The organism is Mycobacterium sp. 29Ha, assembly GCF_032883055.1.
In the GTDB taxonomy this organism is placed as follows: domain Bacteria; phylum Actinomycetota; class Actinomycetes; order Mycobacteriales; family Mycobacteriaceae; genus Mycobacterium; species Mycobacterium gallinarum.
The window spans coordinates 48,405-65,778 of the sequence record NZ_JAMQTI010000015.1 but is presented as its reverse complement, the minus strand read 5'-3'; the positions used below and the strand labels follow the sequence as shown (position 1 = coordinate 65,778).

The 17,374-nt window shown below is 63.7% G+C and carries 17 protein-coding genes and 1 pseudogene; 4 read left to right on the top strand and 14 right to left on the bottom strand.

The window, feature by feature from the left end; all coding sequences use genetic code 11:
* Positions 1-855: 855 nt before the first annotated feature.
* The 9 genes from M1248_RS19890 to M1248_RS19855 all read right to left on the bottom strand — a co-directional run bounded on the left by M1248_RS19890 (position 856) and on the right by M1248_RS19855 (position 6,127).
* Complete coding sequence (locus M1248_RS19890) at positions 856-1,260, bottom strand: MarR family winged helix-turn-helix transcriptional regulator (protein WP_317149499.1); 405 nt, start codon at positions 1,258-1,260, stop codon at positions 856-858.
* A gap of 297 nt (positions 1,261-1,557) precedes the next feature.
* Positions 1,558-1,773 carry a hypothetical protein gene (locus M1248_RS19885; RefSeq protein ID WP_317149564.1) on the bottom strand — a complete coding sequence of 72 codons (216 nt, stop codon included), beginning with the start codon at positions 1,771-1,773 and terminating at the stop codon, positions 1,558-1,560.
* Complete coding sequence (locus M1248_RS19880; protein ID WP_197905585.1) at positions 1,736-2,080, bottom strand: MGMT family protein; 345 nt, start codon at positions 2,078-2,080, stop codon at positions 1,736-1,738. The genes M1248_RS19885 and M1248_RS19880 overlap by 38 nt, the downstream gene beginning before the upstream one ends.
* The gene (locus M1248_RS19875) at positions 2,046-2,573 is read right to left on the bottom strand and encodes a DUF488 family protein (RefSeq protein WP_197905546.1); all 528 of its coding nucleotides are present in this window, start codon (positions 2,571-2,573) and stop codon (positions 2,046-2,048) included. Before M1248_RS19875 ends, M1248_RS19880 begins: the two co-directional genes overlap by 35 nt.
* Positions 2,574-2,678: 105 nt before the next feature.
* Positions 2,679-3,452, bottom strand: a complete 774-nt coding sequence (locus M1248_RS19870) for a universal stress protein (RefSeq protein ID WP_163732412.1) — start codon at positions 3,450-3,452, stop codon at positions 2,679-2,681.
* 97 nt (positions 3,453-3,549) lie between these two features.
* A complete protein-coding gene (locus tag M1248_RS19865) occupies positions 3,550-4,455 on the bottom strand; it encodes a slipin family protein (protein WP_317149498.1) in 906 nt (301 codons plus the stop codon).
* On the bottom strand, positions 4,452-4,967 hold the full coding sequence (locus tag M1248_RS33420) for a DUF3040 domain-containing protein (protein ID WP_410506699.1): 516 nt from the start codon (positions 4,965-4,967) through the stop codon (positions 4,452-4,454). Before M1248_RS33420 ends, M1248_RS19865 begins: the two co-directional genes overlap by 4 nt.
* Complete coding sequence (locus M1248_RS19860; RefSeq protein ID WP_317149497.1) at positions 4,957-5,544, bottom strand: DUF5994 family protein; 588 nt, start codon at positions 5,542-5,544, stop codon at positions 4,957-4,959. Before M1248_RS19860 ends, M1248_RS33420 begins: the two co-directional genes overlap by 11 nt.
* 10 nt (positions 5,545-5,554) lie before the next feature.
* On the bottom strand, positions 5,555-6,127 hold the full coding sequence (locus tag M1248_RS19855; protein WP_317149496.1) for a hypothetical protein: 573 nt from the start codon (positions 6,125-6,127) through the stop codon (positions 5,555-5,557).
* A 614-nt stretch (positions 6,128-6,741) separates the two neighbouring features.
* On the opposite strand from M1248_RS19855, the gene M1248_RS19850 reads away from it, so the two are divergent.
* Positions 6,742-7,245: a VOC family protein gene (locus tag M1248_RS19850; RefSeq protein WP_317149495.1), complete on the top strand. Its 504-nt coding sequence runs from the start codon at positions 6,742-6,744 to the stop codon at positions 7,243-7,245.
* A gap of 171 nt (positions 7,246-7,416) precedes the next feature.
* Here M1248_RS19850 and M1248_RS19845 read toward each other — a convergent pair whose 3' ends face one another.
* On the bottom strand, positions 7,417-8,196 hold the full coding sequence (locus tag M1248_RS19845) for a helix-turn-helix transcriptional regulator (RefSeq protein ID WP_410506698.1): 780 nt from the start codon (positions 8,194-8,196) through the stop codon (positions 7,417-7,419).
* Positions 8,197-8,314: 118 nt separating this feature from the next.
* Here M1248_RS19845 and M1248_RS19840 point away from each other — a divergent pair, with 118 nt between their 5' ends.
* From M1248_RS19840 to M1248_RS19830, 3 genes are all read left to right on the top strand, one after another.
* Complete coding sequence (locus M1248_RS19840; protein ID WP_317149494.1) at positions 8,315-8,674, top strand: DUF488 domain-containing protein; 360 nt, start codon at positions 8,315-8,317, stop codon at positions 8,672-8,674.
* A gap of 201 nt (positions 8,675-8,875) precedes the next feature.
* Positions 8,876-10,585 carry a glycoside hydrolase family 15 protein gene (locus M1248_RS19835; RefSeq protein ID WP_317149493.1) on the top strand — a complete coding sequence of 570 codons (1,710 nt, stop codon included), beginning with the start codon at positions 8,876-8,878 and terminating at the stop codon, positions 10,583-10,585.
* Positions 10,586-10,599: 14 nt separating this feature from the next.
* Positions 10,600-11,064 carry a hypothetical protein gene (locus tag M1248_RS19830; RefSeq protein WP_317149492.1) on the top strand — a complete coding sequence of 155 codons (465 nt, stop codon included), beginning with the start codon at positions 10,600-10,602 and terminating at the stop codon, positions 11,062-11,064.
* On the opposite strand, the pseudogene M1248_RS19825 reads toward M1248_RS19830, so the two are convergent.
* From M1248_RS19825 to M1248_RS19810, 4 genes and pseudogenes are all read right to left on the bottom strand, one after another.
* Positions 11,045-12,062, bottom strand: a pseudogene (locus M1248_RS19825) (SDR family oxidoreductase). The gene M1248_RS19830 and the pseudogene M1248_RS19825 sit on opposite strands and share 20 nt — an antisense overlap.
* A 21-nt stretch (positions 12,063-12,083) precedes the next feature.
* Entirely contained in the window at positions 12,084-14,903 is a 2,820-nt protein-coding gene (locus M1248_RS19820; RefSeq protein WP_317149491.1) for an aconitate hydratase, read from the bottom strand.
* Positions 14,900-15,271 carry a carboxymuconolactone decarboxylase family protein gene (locus M1248_RS19815; RefSeq protein WP_317149490.1) on the bottom strand — a complete coding sequence of 124 codons (372 nt, stop codon included), beginning with the start codon at positions 15,269-15,271 and terminating at the stop codon, positions 14,900-14,902. The genes M1248_RS19820 and M1248_RS19815 overlap by 4 nt, the downstream gene beginning before the upstream one ends.
* 174 nt (positions 15,272-15,445) lie before the next feature.
* Positions 15,446-17,128, bottom strand: coding sequence for a molybdopterin-dependent oxidoreductase (locus tag M1248_RS19810; RefSeq protein WP_410506697.1), 1,683 nt, complete (start codon positions 17,126-17,128; stop codon positions 15,446-15,448).
* Positions 17,129-17,374: the final 246 nt, after the last annotated feature.

Here is a 17,374-nt window from a genome sequence, read left to right as displayed (position 1 = left end):
CGTCAGTAGCGCGACACCAACTGTCGCAGATCGTCCTAGCCTCGCTGGATACACCATAAGTTGCGGGTAACCCGATCTGAACCGGACTAATCCCACAGCATTTCGGCAACCCAGATCTGACCAGACCAATCGTCAAATTGCGTGCCCCGATGGTGGTAGAGCCGACAGCGTCCAGGAACCAGGACCGCCGCGGTGACCCTGCTCGGTGAGGAACTGACGTTCAGCGTGGACCATGGGTATGACTTGTCCGAGGATTCCCATGCACAGGTCGGGCAACTTAGCCGGTATCTGCCCACGAAACCCATCGAACGCGGCGCCGGGATTGGGGACCGTCACCGAGCGCGAACTCGCGATGCATACCGAGTCTCCCCAACGGTTATCGTCCTGGACATCCCGGCGCTCGGCGAGCTACCTCGTCGAGCTACTGGGCTTGGCTTTCCTTATTTGAACGAGGCGATATGAAAATTTGTCGCCGAATCGCTTGGCCGAAAGTGTCCAGGCGTCGAACGGTTCTACGTCCACAAACGGGACGCACTGTCTATCGGCACGAGCGTTCGCGTTCGTGACATTCGCGGTGAGCCTCCGAGACCGTTGGCCGCCGAGATGGTGTCTGCAGAACGTGCGACTCTCAGCGAAAGGCGTTGCGGGGGTTGGAGCGTGACCGATTTCCGTTTGCAAAATGCGGCATCAGGACGGAAGCCAGTCCTATTAAATCTTCACTCTCGACCTGGAAGTTCACAATCCCAGTCTGAAGGTGCGATAACTCTTGTGCGATGGCTCAGCGTCGCGCACACTGTGGTCGCCCGATCAGCAGAAGCGCATAAGAAACAGACGGCGTCGATAGGCCCGACTTCTTCATATGAACGCGCGATCATGTTCGGCGACGGGTTCGCCGGCAGCAGTCGCGAAGTCGTCCAGTGCAGCGGCCAGTTGATCGCGTTGAGTGGAAGCCAACTTGCGGAGAATCCGCCGGATCGCGGTCCGGCGGTGACGAATGACGCGCTCGATCAATGCGCTTCCGTCGGCGGTAAGCGTTAGTTCCAGTTGGCGGCGATCTGACGGGTCGTCGCGGCGGTCGACTATGCCGAGCTTAAGTAGTCGATCGCAAATACGGCTAGCGTTGGACGGGGCCACTCCCAGGCCGACGGCGACGCCCCCCAGATTCAACGGACCGCGGGTCGCGAGCATCATCATCACGCGCAATTGTGGGACGGTGACAACATCGTCGACTTCGGCGATCGAAGCTGCGGTGATGCCCACCAAAGCCCGCGACGCGCGGAGTACCGACTCCACCTGATCCGCCGATACCCGGCTGTTGTTGTGCTCAGCCATAACCCTCCAATCGACAAGAACCGCCTAATTGTTATCACACCGCAACCATTGCGTGTTTGCAACCACTGCAGTCCGGCAACTACTCGAGTATGCAAGCTCTGACCGTGCAACCCAAGACGGCCGAATCGCTAGGCGTCGAGGACGTGGCGGACCCGCGCCGCCCACCCGACGAGCTACTGGTCGACGGCTTGGCTATCGGCGTCTGCGGCACCGATAAGGAGATCGTCAGCGCAGGTAATCCTCGGCGGTGTGGTATTCCGGTCGAGGCGCATCGGAGGTGCAGTCGTCGACAATGCACTTTGTCCGGCGGGATTTGCGATCTTCCGTGGTATGAATGTCGGTGTCGCTCAGGCGATACTGATCGTCCACCCGACACGAAGATGTCCGGTGAATTCTCGAACGATCATTGTCGGCGAGCTCCGGCCCCCGGGTATCGAGCACGATTCATGTCTACGCGCCATCCATTGGCATGGAAGGGGACGCCTTCTTCGATCAGCAGCGCGCGGGCGCGGCCACCATGGCAGGTGGCGGGGGTCCCGTCGGCGCGGACGACTCGCCACCACGGCACATTGGCGTCGAGCAGACTCACTGCGCGGCCGACCTGACGGGGGCCGACTCCGATCCTGCTGCCGATGTCTCCGTAAGTCGTGACGGAGCCAAGAGGAATGGTTTGGACGTCTTCACAGACGTCATCGACGATGCTCACCTGGTCCTCATCCGGCGGGCGGGTAGGTGAGGTTGCCGCCATCGACATGGGCGAAGTCGCTCAACGTCGCTCGGGTCGTGGTCGATGCGGACATGATGTGGCGGACCTCGGCTCCGGCGACGATCAGCGCATCGGTGATCAGTCTGCGGTGACAGCGCCAGGGGACCGCCTCGCTGCACATGATCGCCGGACGGAGGTGGTCGCTGAGCTGGAGCAGCTCGCTCAGCCCATCGGCGAACTCGGTGCTTTGCATGTAGTCGGCGTAGTCACGGAACGCCTTGACTCGCCACCCTCCGTTCGGGCTTTCGACACCAGCCGGGGTATGGCGCCGACCACCCAGCTTCTGAAGCCACCGGTAGTCAATGTCGGTCGGCATCTCCTCGATTATCGCCGCTTGGTTCCACTGCGGGAACTTTCGCGACGCCGGATAGGAGCGCACATCGACCAGAACGGTGATCGCGGTGGCGCGCAACATGGTCACTACGTCCTCGAAGGCGCGTGTTGAATGACCGATCGTCCAGACACGAATGGCCAATATCAAACCCTCCCTTTTGGTCGAGGTGATCGAACGCATCAGCGATTTTTCCGGGCGACGGCTTGATTCACCAGTGGGCGCGGCGCGCTTCTGGCGATGTCACGATCACTGACGGACCAGCAGCACTGAACCGTTGGCGTAGCCCAGTACTGGATGGTAAGCCGGCCAGACGAGTCGAGCGACGTGCTCGGCATCTGCACTACCCACCACCGCTAATTGGATTGAATCACTGCGGATGTCGTTGCGTCGTGTCGCACCTCGGCGCACAGCAACGGTTTGCACATGAACGTCCGGATAGCGTCGCACCCAGCTATCGACTCGCATATCGATCAGAAGAACCGGCGCTCTGCGCAGCCGCCCCTCCTCCATCGCGCGGTGCACGACCGCGTCATTGTCGGCGTCGTCGTTTTGCACAGCAGCGATCCAACCGATGTCTGATTCCGCTGTGCCGCCGGACCGGACGATCGCTACCGGGCAGTGCGCATGCCTCGCTAGGGCCGCCGCGGTCGAACCGAGCGGCATTCGTGCGCAGGGTCCTTTTCTCTCCGAGCCGACACAGATCAGTGACGCTCCACGGGATTCGTTTACGAGCACACAATCGGGACGGCCGCGCCGGATGACAGTTTCGACTTGTATCGGCTTTCCCATGTGGTCAATGGCCATCTCCGCGCGGTCTAAGGTTGCTTCGGCACGTACGACGTCCCATGGACGGCCCTTAACAGCCACGCGCGATGTGTAAGTGGCGGGGCGGACGTATACGAGGCGTAGGGGCACGCCGCGGCTGACCGCCTCTGCCACCGCCCAAGCGGCGGTGTCGATCGCGGCCTGAGAGCCGTTAATGCCAACGACCACTGCTTGAGTTTGGGCTTGCTCCGTCATGGCTATTGTCCTAGCTCCGATCTGTTCTGGAAGTGGGCGCTGTAGTCACCACTGCCCACGACGGTCTGACGGGCAGGCAATGTCGGCTATACGGGCGCTACTGGTTCAGCCGGAAGGGTTGGCCTGCAACACTTTCGAGAGGCAGACTGCGAGCGTCGTCGTGGATCGTCGGGATATCTACATTCGGCGTCTGACCGTTGAGAAGCGGGACCGCTTCGGCGGGCGTGGTGCCTACTGTGGCCCCCTGCTGTTGCGGGGTGGCTTTCTCAAGGAAACGGAGCAGTTCCACGGGGAACGGAAGTACCAGGGTGGAGTTCTTCTCGGCGACCTCGACGACGGTTTGCAAGAGTCGCAGTTGCAGCGCGGCTGGGTGCTCGGCCATCACCTCGGCCGCCTCAGCCAGCTTGTCGGATGCCTGCAGTTCGCCGTCGGCGGTGATGATCCGTGCCCGTCGCTCGCGCTCGGCTTCGGCTTGGCGCGACATTGAGCGCTTCATCGTATCCGGCAGCACCACGTCCTTGATTTCAACGCGGTCAATGTGGATCCCCCAGCCCAGCGCGGGGCTGTCGATCATCAATTCCAGGCCCTGGTTGAGACCTTCGCGATTGGACAGGAGGTCGTCGAGCTCGCTCTTGCCGATGATCGAACGCAGCGATGTTTGTGCGAGCTGTCCTACTGCGGACATGTAGTCCTGCACGTCCACAGACGCGCGCTGCGGATCGGCGACATTGAAATAGATGACGGCGTCGACCCGGACGGTGACGTTGTCGCGGGTGATGCCGTCTTGGGCGGGTATCGGCATTGTGATGATCTGCATGTTCACTTTGTCGAGGCGATCGGAGATTGGAATCAACCACGTGAGCCCCGGTCCGCGAACGCCGGATTGCACCCGTCCGAATCGATAGACAACGCCCCGCTCATATTGTTTGATGACGCGAAAATGCGATCCCAGCCAGAGAACGACAAGCCCGCAGACCGCGGCCACTGCAGAGAGGACGATCATTTTCTCTCCAGTTCCGCCCGGGCTTTGGCTGTTGGTACTCGTTCGCGAGCTCGGACTGCTATTTGTGGAAACACCAACACCTCTTGACTAGGCGACTCGACGTGTTCGGGTACCCAATCGAGATGGCTAGGTCCCTCTTCCGTATATGAGCCGTAGGAGGGCGCCCTGACTGTGATTGACCGGGCGGGGAGTATGCCCAGCTCCTCGACCGGGCCGGCGGGATCCGCAACTAGGTCGGTTCGTTCGGCGAGGGCGCTGTCTGCGCGGGCGGTGCGCGACGGCGGCTGGCGCCGCAGGGTTCGGACTTCGGTCGCGCTGAGCATGCGTGGTCCCCGCAGCGCCAACCCCGAAAGCGCGACCGCAGCTATTAACACTCGGGTCCTGGCCGGCTTACGATGATTCGTCGCCGGCTGCGGCTCCACGCTGTCGAAGAGACGAAACAGTTCCGGGCTACCCCGGTACAACCGGCGCTCGATGTCGCGCAGCGCAGCGAGCTCGTCGTCACTGAGCACTCCGCACCTCCGGAAATATTTCTACAACGCTGCCGTTACCGCGTTGACAGTCCAGACGGCGCGGCACTCTGCCCTCGGACTGCCAACGCTGGCGCGCCAGCACTGCGCGGCGGCGACCCTGCGCCTCCCGAGGTCCGATCCCCAACAGTTCGTCGGGGCTTGACACGTCATCGGGTTTCGATGCTGTCATCACGGCCGCGTATGCGCGCGCTGGTTTGGTATAGGGGGGAACGACCAGGAGAACTAGCTTGCCGAACCCTTCACCGATCACCGTCAGCGTGTTGGTGGATGATTGCGCAGAGCCTTCCAGGAGGATGCTGCGACCCATAACCTCCATGCGCAATGATGCTGGCGTCCAATACGTCTCATCGAAGATCACGTGGTCGATCTGGCCGAGCCGCCGCGTGAGGGCCGTCAGCAGAGGCGGAAGTTCAGTGAGTAGTTGATCGGTGCGGGGCCACCACGCACCCTGCACGAACCCGGAGGATCGGTGTGCGGGCTTCAATCTAAATCGCAGACCTCGCTCGACGCTGGGACGTGTCAGGGGTGCATTGCCGTGCAGAGTTGGCGCGGACATACGTTGCCTCCTACCGGGAAAAAGTTGGTTGAAGCCTTGGGATCGAGCTGGCCAGTTTCGCGTACGCGGAGCAGCTTTGGGTGCTCGACGGCCTCACGCGCGCTTCCGCCTTGCCCGTTGTCTGCGTCGTTGGGGTTGTGACGGGGCGCGTCATCGCAGCCGTCCTGCGTGGGGCACGTGCGTCGAGGTCGATCCCAGGCGGTGAGTTCCGGTCGCCGTCATCAGCATTCGATGTGACCGAGGGCATGACGTGGCCTTGTACTGGCTGCAGTGCCCTATTGAGTCGGTGGGCGGCATGGGCGGTTTGGGTCAGCGGGCCGAGCGCCAGGCTAGGTATCGCGTGCGGGGAGTTGTCATCGATCGTGTGCTCGCTGTTGGTCCGCAGATCCTGTGCGAGGGCTTTGATTTGCACCTCGACCGGCACCAATCGGGTCCGATTTCTCGAGCGGACGGGGATTTCGATGACCAACTGCAAGCTTGTGTAGCCGTTGGGTTTCGACCACGAGAAGACGGTATTGCAACGCCCCAACTCGGCCATCTCCGGTAGTCCGGCGCCTCCGCCGTAGACATCGCCGACGATCACGGCTGCCTACCTCTCTCGTTGGGACGGTCAATATAAAGGAATACTATCATTTAAAAATGTGCCTGATAAGGGTGCGAGATAAGTTGTCGCATGCTCAACCCCAGGATTCGTCGGGCCGCTGGATCTACCGATCGCGTTGGTGCGAGGCGCCGCTACGCCGCCTTCAACGGCCGCGTCCTTCACAACGACATCCGTGCTGAGCGGTCGGCGAAAATCCTGTTGAATCAGCTGGGATCACACCTGATGGTGATGTGCGACTCGTGGTAGTCGGCACTCATTCGTGCGGGCATGAGCAGCGCGCGCTTGCCCCCCATCTTTTCCCGCAGCACATCGTGTTTGACTGGGACTATCGACCAGATGTACATAACCCAGTCGCCAGCACGCGAAAATTCCAGCGTCCGAATTGTTCGCGCGATGCGCCGCCGCCCACATCGGCAATGACGCGGCAGAACTCGATGCTCCTCTCTGGCCGGCGCCGTAACCACCGACGCCGCAAGACAGCGGTCGTCAAGACGGACCTCGTTCAGCGATCCCGGTTTCTAGTCGGAAGCTTTTCTGCTAAACCTGAAAGGCGTATTATGAATGATAATAATCATCTATAATCGGAGGTCGTCATGAAGACGGACCCGGACCGCGAGGGTCAACCCGGGTCGGCCAGTGGGGGCACCGCCACAGTGGCGTCGTCTTTGGTGACGGTCTCCGATCTGGCCCGCTCGATCAACTTCTATTGCGACGTGTTTTCGTGCCAGGTGGCGCTGCAGGAGCAGGACACCGCACTACTGTTGACAACGGGCGGTTTTCAGATCTATCTGCGTTCGGAAGCACCGCCCCGGCGGCGGCGTATCGGCGCCACGGGCGTCCAGTACCTTATGTGGGCGACCGACAACCGAGCAGAACTGCTGCAGATATCCCAGCGTCTATTCGCCTATGATGTCGCGACTTTTACCTACACCGAAAATGGGGTTACTTTCGTCGAGGGATGTGACCCCGACGGCGGACGGGTCATCGTGGCACACCCAAGTCCGAGCCAGCTCCCGAGAGAGGTGATCGGCTCGCGACTGCGGGGACGACTGCGCTCTCTTCGGCGACGCTTGCGCACCAGAGACCTCGCGGCCTAGGCCACCCGCACCGGATTCGTTGACCCTCAAGGTAGTTGAGGAATGTGAGCGCCGATACGCGGGAGCGCTCGACATGCGCGGTGTTGCCCAGGATGGTGTCCCCGGAGATCATCGAGCCCTTTGACAGGATGCAGAGAGCCCTCCAGCGGTGGCCGCACCTCAACCACTCCGTTATTGCCGAGGCCCCAACCGAGCAATGCAGAGTTCGGGTTCGACGAAGGGCTCGAGCCTGGCGGACACTGACACCTCGTCGTGGTCGGCATGTCCACCCGCGGCCCGGTTGACCAAGCCCTGCAGCAACCCCAGGTGTAGGCCGCAACCCACCTCGGGGTGGGCTCGAGACAAATCGCGCACTGGGCAGGCGTGTAGACGAATGACCCGCTCGGCCCCGAAAACCTGCTCGCTATCAGCCGACAGCGATGCCGATGGTTCTGATTCAGCGGCCAGTTCGGCGTCAAACCCCATACGGTCGAACACCTCAGTCGCCAGCACGGCACCTCTATCCAACAGGTCACCGGCCCGCGCCGCGTCCGTACCACCTTGACCCCCAACAGCTTCAGGCCGCGAAGTCGCGATCCGTTCGGCCCACTGCACTCCCGCGCGCTGAGCACGCCGAGCGCGTGTTTCTACCGTCTCGCCGAGCTCCATCGCAAGGATCTCGGCGAGTATGCGATAGTCCAGGCGCTCCGCTACGGCGCGGTATCCGGTGCGTGGGCGACCCCTGCCATCCCGATTCATCCGGATGCGCTCGATCGCTCCCTCGTCGCACAACGCATCGAGGTGGAATCGCACGGTGGTGACATGCAACTTCATGAGCGAAGCAAGCTCGACCGCATCGATCGCACCGCCGCGCTCGCGCACCATCTGAAGCGTTCGTTCACGTTGCCGATTGCGCGGCAGGCGATTTCGTCGCCGACGCGGACCGGCCACAGTGTCTGATTCGTCGTCCACCTCGCGCCTTACCCTTCCCGTGTTTAACGGATATACTTCCTCTATATTAGCAGAAATCCGTGGATTCAGATGTCCATGGAGGAGGCGAAGTGCCTTGTCAGCGGCGGGAGGCAAACCAATGGGGTACACCCACCCGGTGCAGGTGCGCCGTGTGTATGACCCTCGGGTCCGCGGCGACGGCACCCGGGTGCTGGTGGACCGGATCTGGCCGCGCGGGATGACCAAGCAAAAGGCGGATGTGGACGAGTGGTGTAGGCAGATCGCGCCGTCCAATGAGCTGCGCAAGTGGTACAACCACGCTCCGGAACGGTTCGAGGAGTTCACTCGCCGGTATCAGGAGGAGTTGACCGAGCCTGTGCGGGCCGAAGTCCTGACGCACTTACGCTACCTCGCACGAAGGGGAACTCTGACGCTGCTTACGGCGAGCAAGGCCGTTGACATCAGCGAGGCCACCGTGCTGGCTGCCGTGCTGCAGTGACGTGACGCGCGGTGAGCTGCGGCCCAAATTCGTTGCCTCGAACGGAGGCGACGGGCCGTCGAACACCGAGCTAGACGAACATGGTGAAGCCGGTCCGGCCGAACCGGTGCACCGCACCGACGGTTATCTTGCGCTGCGCGACTACGCGGTGATCGGCGATGGCCGCACGGCTGCTCTGGTCGGCCGCGACGGATCTATTGATTGGTTGCCCTGCCCAACCTGGACTCGCCGACGGTGTTCGCCGCCGTGCTCGATGCCGAGGCCGGCGGCCGATTTTCACTACAACCCGAGCAGTCTTTTCGCGTTTCTCGGAACAATCTGCCCGACACTAATGTGCTGGAAACGACCTTCGTCACACGTGCCGAAACGGTGCGGGTGACCGATGCGCTGACACTGTCCGACGATGCAACGCTGACCCCGGTGCGCGAGTTACAACGACGCATCGACGGACTCTCCGGCAGCGTGGCTTTGCGCTGGAATGTACAGCCACGCTTCGGCTACGGCACCCATACACCGCGGCTGTCATGGCGGGCCGGGGTGGCGGTAGCGACGCACAAGTCTGCCGCGGTGGCGCTTTCCACCTGGGACGCGGCAACACCGGAAGTCGACAATGGCACCATTGGGGGTCGGTTCACCGTCGGCGAGGACGACACCGCCCTGCTAGCACTGACGTTTGCCGACCAGGAGCCGCTGGTGCTGCCCTCGCGGGCGGACTGTGACGCGCGCATGACCCGCACCGTGGCCGCGTGGCGTGACTGGACAATGCGTCGCACTCCTCCGAGCAGATGGCGCGACGCGGTGCTGCGCAGCGCGTTGGCGATCAAACTGCTGGTGTTCGCGCCCTCCGGTGCGGTGGCCGCGGCGGTGACCGCATCACTACCGGAATACATTGGTGGCGACCGCAATTGGGACTACCGATACTCGTGGATTCGTGACTCCGTGTTCGCCCTGAACGCGTTTCTGCGCCTGGGCTGCACGGCTGAGGCTGACAGCTACTTCTGGTGGCTGATGCACGCCACCCAGCTCACTTACCCACGACTGCGCGTGCTTTACCGCCTCGACGGCGGAACACCCAACACCGAGCGCACCCTTCCGCTTTCCGGTTACTGCGGTTCCCAGCCGGTACGCATCGGCAACGCCGCGGCCGACCAACTGCAGCTCGACACCTACGGCGAACTCCTGCACACCAGCCGCCTGCATGCAGAAGCCGCCGGCCGATTGGACGCAGATGTAGCCCGCCGACTGGCCCGGCTGGCCGACTTCGTCTGTGCCACTTGGCAACAACCCGATACCGGGATATGGGAGGTCCGCGACGAGCCACAGCATTTCACCCAATCCAAGATGATGTGCTGGATCGCGCTGGACCGCGCGGCCGACCTCGCCGAACGCGGCCTGATCCCCGACCGGCGCCTCGCACGGTGGCGTTCGGCCCAGCAGCAGATCCGTGAGTTCGTGCAGACGCGCTGCGTATCGGCGCGCCGCGGCTGCTACGTGCGCTGCGCCGACAGCGAGGACCTGGATGCCGCCGTGCTACTCGGACTCATCCACGGATACACCGACGCTGATGATCCCCGCATGCGGGCCACCATCGAGGCGGTGAACGATGACCTGCGCCAAGGCCCCTACGTATACCGCTACCGGACCGAGGACGGACTCGAAGGCACCGAGGGGGCGTTTCTGGCGTGCTCTTTTTGGCTCGCGGAAGCCCTCGCCCACACGGGCCGCCTCGCGGAGGCGATCACCCTGGTGGATGAGCTGGTCGAATTAGCTAACGATGTCGGCCTCTACAGCGAAGAAATCGACCCACACACCGGCGCCTTCCTGGGAAACCTCCCGCAGGGACTAACCCATCTGGCCCTGATCAACGCCGCCTGCACCATCGCAGCGCTCATTGAGGAGCAGGACGGGTGAACATCTGGGGAACCATGGCCGGTGCGTTCGTCGGCACGCTGGTGCTCACCACCGCACTGCGCGCCGCCACCGAATTCAAGTTGACCCGCATGGATCTACCATTCCTGCTGGGCACGGTCGTCACGGTGAACCGCGGCCGGGCCAAAGCGATCGGCTACCTGATGCACTTCCTCAACGGGCAGATATTCGGCCTCGGCTACTACGCGGTGTTCGCCGCCATCCAAGAGGCCAACGTCTGGCTCGGGGCCATTCTTGGCTTGCTGCACGGCCTGGTCGCCTGCACCGCCATCGTGAATGTTCTTCTGCCCGTGCTGCATCCGCGCATGGGAACGTCGACCACCAGTGCCCCCGACGTCGCGATGCTGGAACCACCCGGGTTCATGCTGCTCAATTACGGCATCGGCACCCCGGTGGCCACCGTGCTGGTCCACATTGGCTACGGGGCCATCATCGGCGCGTTCACCACCGCCGCGTCATGACGGCCCCCAACGCTGCAGCGGCGCCCACCGCGGCCGCGCCGAGCGTCCGGTGATGCTGCGAAGCCCACAGTTGCACGCTGCGCCCGCGCGATTGCTGATCGAATCGGCCATGCGCGCCGAAATCGGCGCCAGCAGCACCGTCGACCGGCTCCCACAAATCCGTGGCCATCCCAGGATCGCGTGGTTGCTCAGTCTGCTGCGAGGCGAACCCTTTGCGCGCCAGGTAGCGGTCCAATAGTCCGGGTGCGAATTTGTCGGCGATCAACGTCGCCACCGTGGAACTGCCCACCCAATACTCGCGCCGCTGGGGGTGGTCGGCGGCAAACACGACCGCATCGGCGGCGACCTCCGGCTGATAGATCGGTGGCACCGGCTGCGATTGCCGCGGCAGCCGCGACAACACCCAATCGAACTGTGGGGTGTTCATCGCCGGTAACTGCACCATCGTGACGTGGATGTCCGACCGGTCGTGCAGCAGCTCGCAGCGTAACGACTCGGTGAACCCCTGAATCGCGTGCTTGGCGCCGCAGTAGGCCGACTGCAGCGGAATCCCCCGATAGGCCAGCGCGGAGCCCACCTGCACGATCGCCCCAGCGATCCCGGTCACGCATACACGTCAACGCCGCCTTCGTGCCATGCACGTAGCCCATGTAGGTCACGTCGTTGACCCGTTGAAACTCCTCGGGCGACATGTCCTCGAAGCGGGCGAACACAGAGGTCATCGCGTTGTTCACCCACACGTCGATCGGTCCGAGCGCCTGCTCCACCTGTGGGGCGGCCTGCTCCACCGCTTGGTAGTCGGCGACATCGAGCGCGATCGGCAACGCGACCCCACCCGCATCCTTGATGTCATGCGCGGCGCCATCCAACCCGCGCTCACCGCGTGCCAACAGCGCCACCCGATCGCCACGCGCGGCGAACTTGCGCGCCACAGCCCGGCCCACCCCGGCACTGGCGCCGGTCACCACCACCACACGTTCGGTAACCGACTTCTCCATTGCTTCACGACCTTTCGCTTTTTACCGGTTCGCTGAGTCTTTGCTTGCGAGCAGTTGTCGCAGGACGTATTGCAGGATGCCCCCGTGCCGGTAGTAGGCGGCCTCGGCGGGGGTGTCGATGCGCACGGTGGCGACGAATTCGGTGTTTTGCCCGTCGCGTTCGGCGTGGACGGTGACCTGGCTCGGGAATACTGCGGTGGGGTCGTCGCCGTCGAGTCCGGTGATCGAATACAGCTCCTCTCCGGTGAGTCCGAGGCTTTCCCGTGATGCGCCGGCCTGGAATTGCAGGGGCAGCACTCCCATGCCGATCAGGTTCGAGCGGTGGATCCGTTCGAAGGAGGTGGCCAGGACCGCGCGCACCCCGAGCAGCAGAGTGCCTTTGGCCGCCCAGTCGCGCGAGGAACCCGAGCCGTACTCTGCGCCGGCCAGGATGATCAGCGGCACCCCGTCGGCGGCATACGCGGTGGACGCGTCGAAGATGCTCATCGGCTCGCCGCCGGGCAGATGGCGGGTGACTCCGCCCTCGGTGCCGGGGGCGAGCAGGTTGCGCAGCCGGATATTGGCGAACGTGCCCCGAATCATCACCTCGTGGTTGCCGCGGCGCGAGCCGTAGGAGTTGAAGTCGCCCCGTTCGACCCCGTGACCGCTCAGGTAGTTCCCGGCAGGGCCGTCGGTCTTGATCGCACCGGCGGGCGAGATATGGTCTGTGGTCACCGAATCACCCAGGACGGCAAGCACTCTGGCTGCGGTGATGTCACGGATGGGCTGTGGTTCGCGGCTCATGCCGTCGAAGTACGGGGGGCGCCGGACATAGGTGGAGGCGTCGTCCCAGTCGAAGATCTGCCCGGTAGCGACCTCCAGGCCCCGCCAATCGTCGTCGCCGACGAGCACGTCGGCGTAGCCGCGGGTGAACATCTCCGCGCGTACGCACTCGTCGATCACCTCTTTGACTTCCTGGGTGCTGGGCCAGATGTCGCGCAGATATACCGGCTGCCCGCTGGGGTCGGTGCCGAGGGGGTCGTTGAGCAGGTCGACCAGCATGGTGCCGGTCAGCGCGTAGGCGATCACCAGTGGTGGGGAGGTCAGGAAATTCATTTTGCACTCGGGGTGGATGCGGCCCTCGAAGTTGCGGTTTCCCGACAGCACCGAGCACACCGTCAGGTCGTGTCCGGTCACGGCGGCGCTGACCTGCGGGATCAGCGGCCCTGAGTTGCCGATACAGGTGGTGCAGCCGTAGCCGACCAAAGAAAACCCGAGCCGCTCGAGGTAGGGGGTCAGCCCGGCGCGGTCGTAGTAGTCGGTCACGACACGTGAGCCCGGCGCGAGTGTTGTTTTCACCCAGGGTTTTCGGGACAGGCCGCGCTCGACGGCGTTCTTGGCCAGCAGGCCCGCGCCGATCATGACCGACGGGTTGGAGGTGTTGGTGCACGAGGTGATCGCCGCGATCACCACGTGTCCGTGACCGATTGCCGCACGGGTGCCGTCGGCCAGGGTCAGCGACACCGGGTCTGACGGTAATTCGTGGGATTGGCCGCAGCCGCATGGCGCGGATGGGACATCGTCGTCGCGGTCGTGATCGATGGCGACCGGGTCGCTGGCCGGGAATGATTCGCTTAACGCCTCATCAAGCCCGGCCGCCGCCACGACCGGCCGAGGGCCGCTGGCGAGCAGTGAACCGACCGCATGTGCGGCCATCGATAGCGGGATGCGGTCCTGTGGCCGCTTCGGCCCGGCGATCGACGGTTCCACACCGGCCAGGTCCAGTTCGACGGTTTGGCTGTAGACCGGCTCGTCATCCGGGTCATGCCACAAACCCTGCTCCTTGGCGTACGCCTCGACCAGCCGTATCTGGGATTCGGGGCGTCCGGTCAGCCGCAGATAGGTCAGCGTTTCCGCATCGATCGGGAAGATCGCACACGTCGACCCGTATTCGGGACTCATGTTGCCCAGGGTCGCCCGGTTCGCCAGCGGCACGTTCGCCACGCCGGGGCCGTAGAAGTCGACGAATTTGCCCACCACCCCGGTCTGGCGCAGCAGTTCGGCGACGGTGAGCACCAGGTCGGTCGCGGTCGTGCCCTCGCGCAGCGCTCCGGTGAGCTTGAGACCGAGCACCTGCGGGATCAACATGCTCATCGGCTGCCCGAGCATGGCGGCCTCGGCCTCGATCCCGCCGACCCCCCAACCGAGCACACCGAGCCCATTGACCATCGGGGTGTGCGAATCGGTGCCGACCAGGGTGTCCGGATAGGCCTGGGGGCCGTCTGTGCCGGCCCGGGTGAACACCACCCGGGCCAGATACTCGAGATTGACCTGATGACAAATTCCGGTGTCGGGCGGGACAACCAGGAAATCGTCGAACGCCTGCTGCGCCCACCGCAGCAGCTGGTAGCGCTCCCGGTTGCGGCTGAACTCCAAGCTGGCGTTGACGCCGAACGCGTCGGGGCGTGCGAACACGTCGGCGATCACCGAGTGATCGATCACCAGCTCTGTGGGGATCAGCGGGTTGATCCTCCCCGGGTCCCCGCCCAGCGCGGTCATCGCATCACGCATCGCGACCAGGTCGACCACGCACGGCACGCCGGTGAAATCCTGCATCAACACCCTGGCAGGGGTGAACTGGATCTCGGTGTTGCTCTGCTGCACGGGATTCCACGCGGCCAACGCCGCCACCTGCTCGCCGGTGACCAGACGGCCGTCCTCGTTGCGCACCAAATTCTCCAGCAGCACCCGCAGGCTGTAGGGAAGCCGGTGGGAGGTCTGCACCCGGTCCAGGCGAAAGATCTCGTAACTGTCGCCGTCGACAACAAGGCGATCACGGGCGCCGAAACTGTTGAGGCTCACGACGGCGCGCCATCCGCACCCGGGGTGTGCGTGTGGGCGTCGACTTGATCCATCGCATGAATGGCCAACGCGGCGTGGGCAAACGCGCCGCCGGCCCGCATCTCCGCGGCGACCCAGATGGCCTCCATGATCTCTTCGGGGCTCGCACCCTTACGCCGCGCCAGCTTGGTGTGGCCGGTGATGCAGTACGGACACTGAGTCACGTGTGCCACCGCGACGGCGATGAGCTGTTTGGTCTTCTCGGGCAGCGCCCCCTCGGCGAACACCGCCCGGGAAAAGCCGTCGAAGGCGTCGTGGATGTTGGGCGCCAAAGCTTTTCGGCGAGCCGACATCTCTCGTGTTGCCGGCTGATACAACGAATCGGACATGGCGCATCTCCACTCTGCGCTGCCGGGCCGTGGCGGTGCTCGTCGCGCCCGCAGCGCTGGCCTCACTGAGCCACTCTACCCGCCAACAGCAATATAGAGGGATAAAATGCTTTATATTAAGAAGGGACCTATCGGGTGCACAGTCTCAGTCGATGTCTTTGCTGGCTGGATCGGCTAGATGCTTTGCCGGTAGCCGAAGAACTCGTGGTCTTGGTTGTAGCCACCGTAGCCACCGCCGACTTCGGAGAAGTGCGCGACGAACTCGATGCCCTTGATCCATTTCACCTGTTTGAATCCGAGCTGGTTCTCGTTGCGTAGCCGCAGCGGCGCCCCGTGGCCGAAGGACAGCGGTTCGTCGTTCATGTCGTAGGCGAGCATGGTGAGGTGGTTGCTCATCTGCTCGATGGGGTGCGCGTCGTAGTAGATGCCTGCATCGGGGCCGTCGCCCAGCGAGTAGAACACCACCCATTTCGCCTCGGGCGCAGGCGCGACGAGGTCGAGGATGGTCTGCATCGACACCCCGCCCCACTTCGCGATGCCCGACCAGCCTTGGATGCAGAAGTGCTGGGTGATCTGCTCATGGTGCGGCAGCGCCCGCAGCTGCGTCATGGTGAGCTCGACCGGGTGCTCGACGAGGCCGTTGATCAGCAGCCGATAGTCGGCGAAGTGCCCGTCGAACAGGGCGGTGTATTCAGGCGAGTCGGGGTACTGACCGTTGTGCCAGAAGTAGGCGGAGATGTCTTTTTCGCTGTACTGGCCTGGTGTGGCGTCAAGGTGTTCGAAGAGCCGTTGCGCCGGCCCGATCAGCGCGAAGCCAACGCGCTGCACCACTCGCGGGTGGCGCAGGGTGAATGGGGTGGCCGCCACCCAGCCCACCACGACCACCACCATCGACGCCGCGAAAATCGCGAAACCGTCCCAGTCCGTCGCGTCGCGGCCGGCGTAGATGTGGTTGAGGTTGCGCAGCAGACCGGTAGTGAACACAAGCGCGACGTGGATTGTGATGAACAGCAGGAACCACACCAGCACGAGGAAGTGCAGGGACCGGGCCACCTGGATGCTGAATAGCCTGCTGACCGGTTTGAACCGGGTCGACAGTGCCGGGGACATACCCAGCCCCGTCAAGAACGCCAACGGGGCGGCGATGAAGATGGTGATGAAGTAGGCGATCAACTGCAGGCTGTTGTAGGCCACCCAGCCGCTTTCGATCGGCCAGTCCAGCGACAGGTACTGGATCAGCACCGACACCGAGTTCGGGATCGCCGACCAACTGGTGGGCACCACATGTCGCCACTGCCCGGTGGTGAAGAGCAGCACGTAGAAGACCGCGCCGTTGAGCAGCCAGAGGGTGTTCACGCCTAGATGCCACCAGCGGGCCAGCCCGATCGAATGCCGGATGCCTGGTAGCCCGATCTGGCCGGGGAGGCTGATGGAGTCCTTTTTCGCCGTCCACAGCGGATCAGCGGGAACCGGTTTCTGGACACGGAACCAGTCGCGGCCCGGGGTGCTGTGCCGGGTCCAATACAGGCGCGGATGATCACTGAGGATCTGTAGTCCCGAACGGACGATGAAGAGCAGCAGGAACAGATTAAAGAAGTGCTGCACCCCGACCCAGACCGGCAACCCCGGATGGCGTACCGCGTCGGCCGAGACGACGGTGCCGGGATTGCGCGCGATGAAGTCCTGCACCGAGCTCATGTCACGTAGACCCTTGGCGGCGGCGACCGCGACGATCAGAAGTACGAAGCCGATCGGCAGCAACCACAACAGGTTGAACCACCTGCTGCCTCCGATCCGGACGCGCGGCGCGATTCCGTGCGCGACCGGCACCGAACCGGCCCACGTACTCGGATCCACCACATCCTCGCCGACGGTGAGTTGCGAACGAAACTCGCTACCACCTCCGGGGTGACGCGCGTGTCTGGTGTGACAGGCCGATCGGCCGGCGGGTCGGTCGGTTCGTCCCCCGGAGGTGGGAGAGCGTCGCCGTCGTCACCGTGGTTGACGGTGCTGCGTTCGGTCATTACGGCTCCGTGTGGTCCACGCGCTCAGCTACTCCGCCACAATGTGGGCGACATCCCCGGGCGGCGACACAAGATGAGG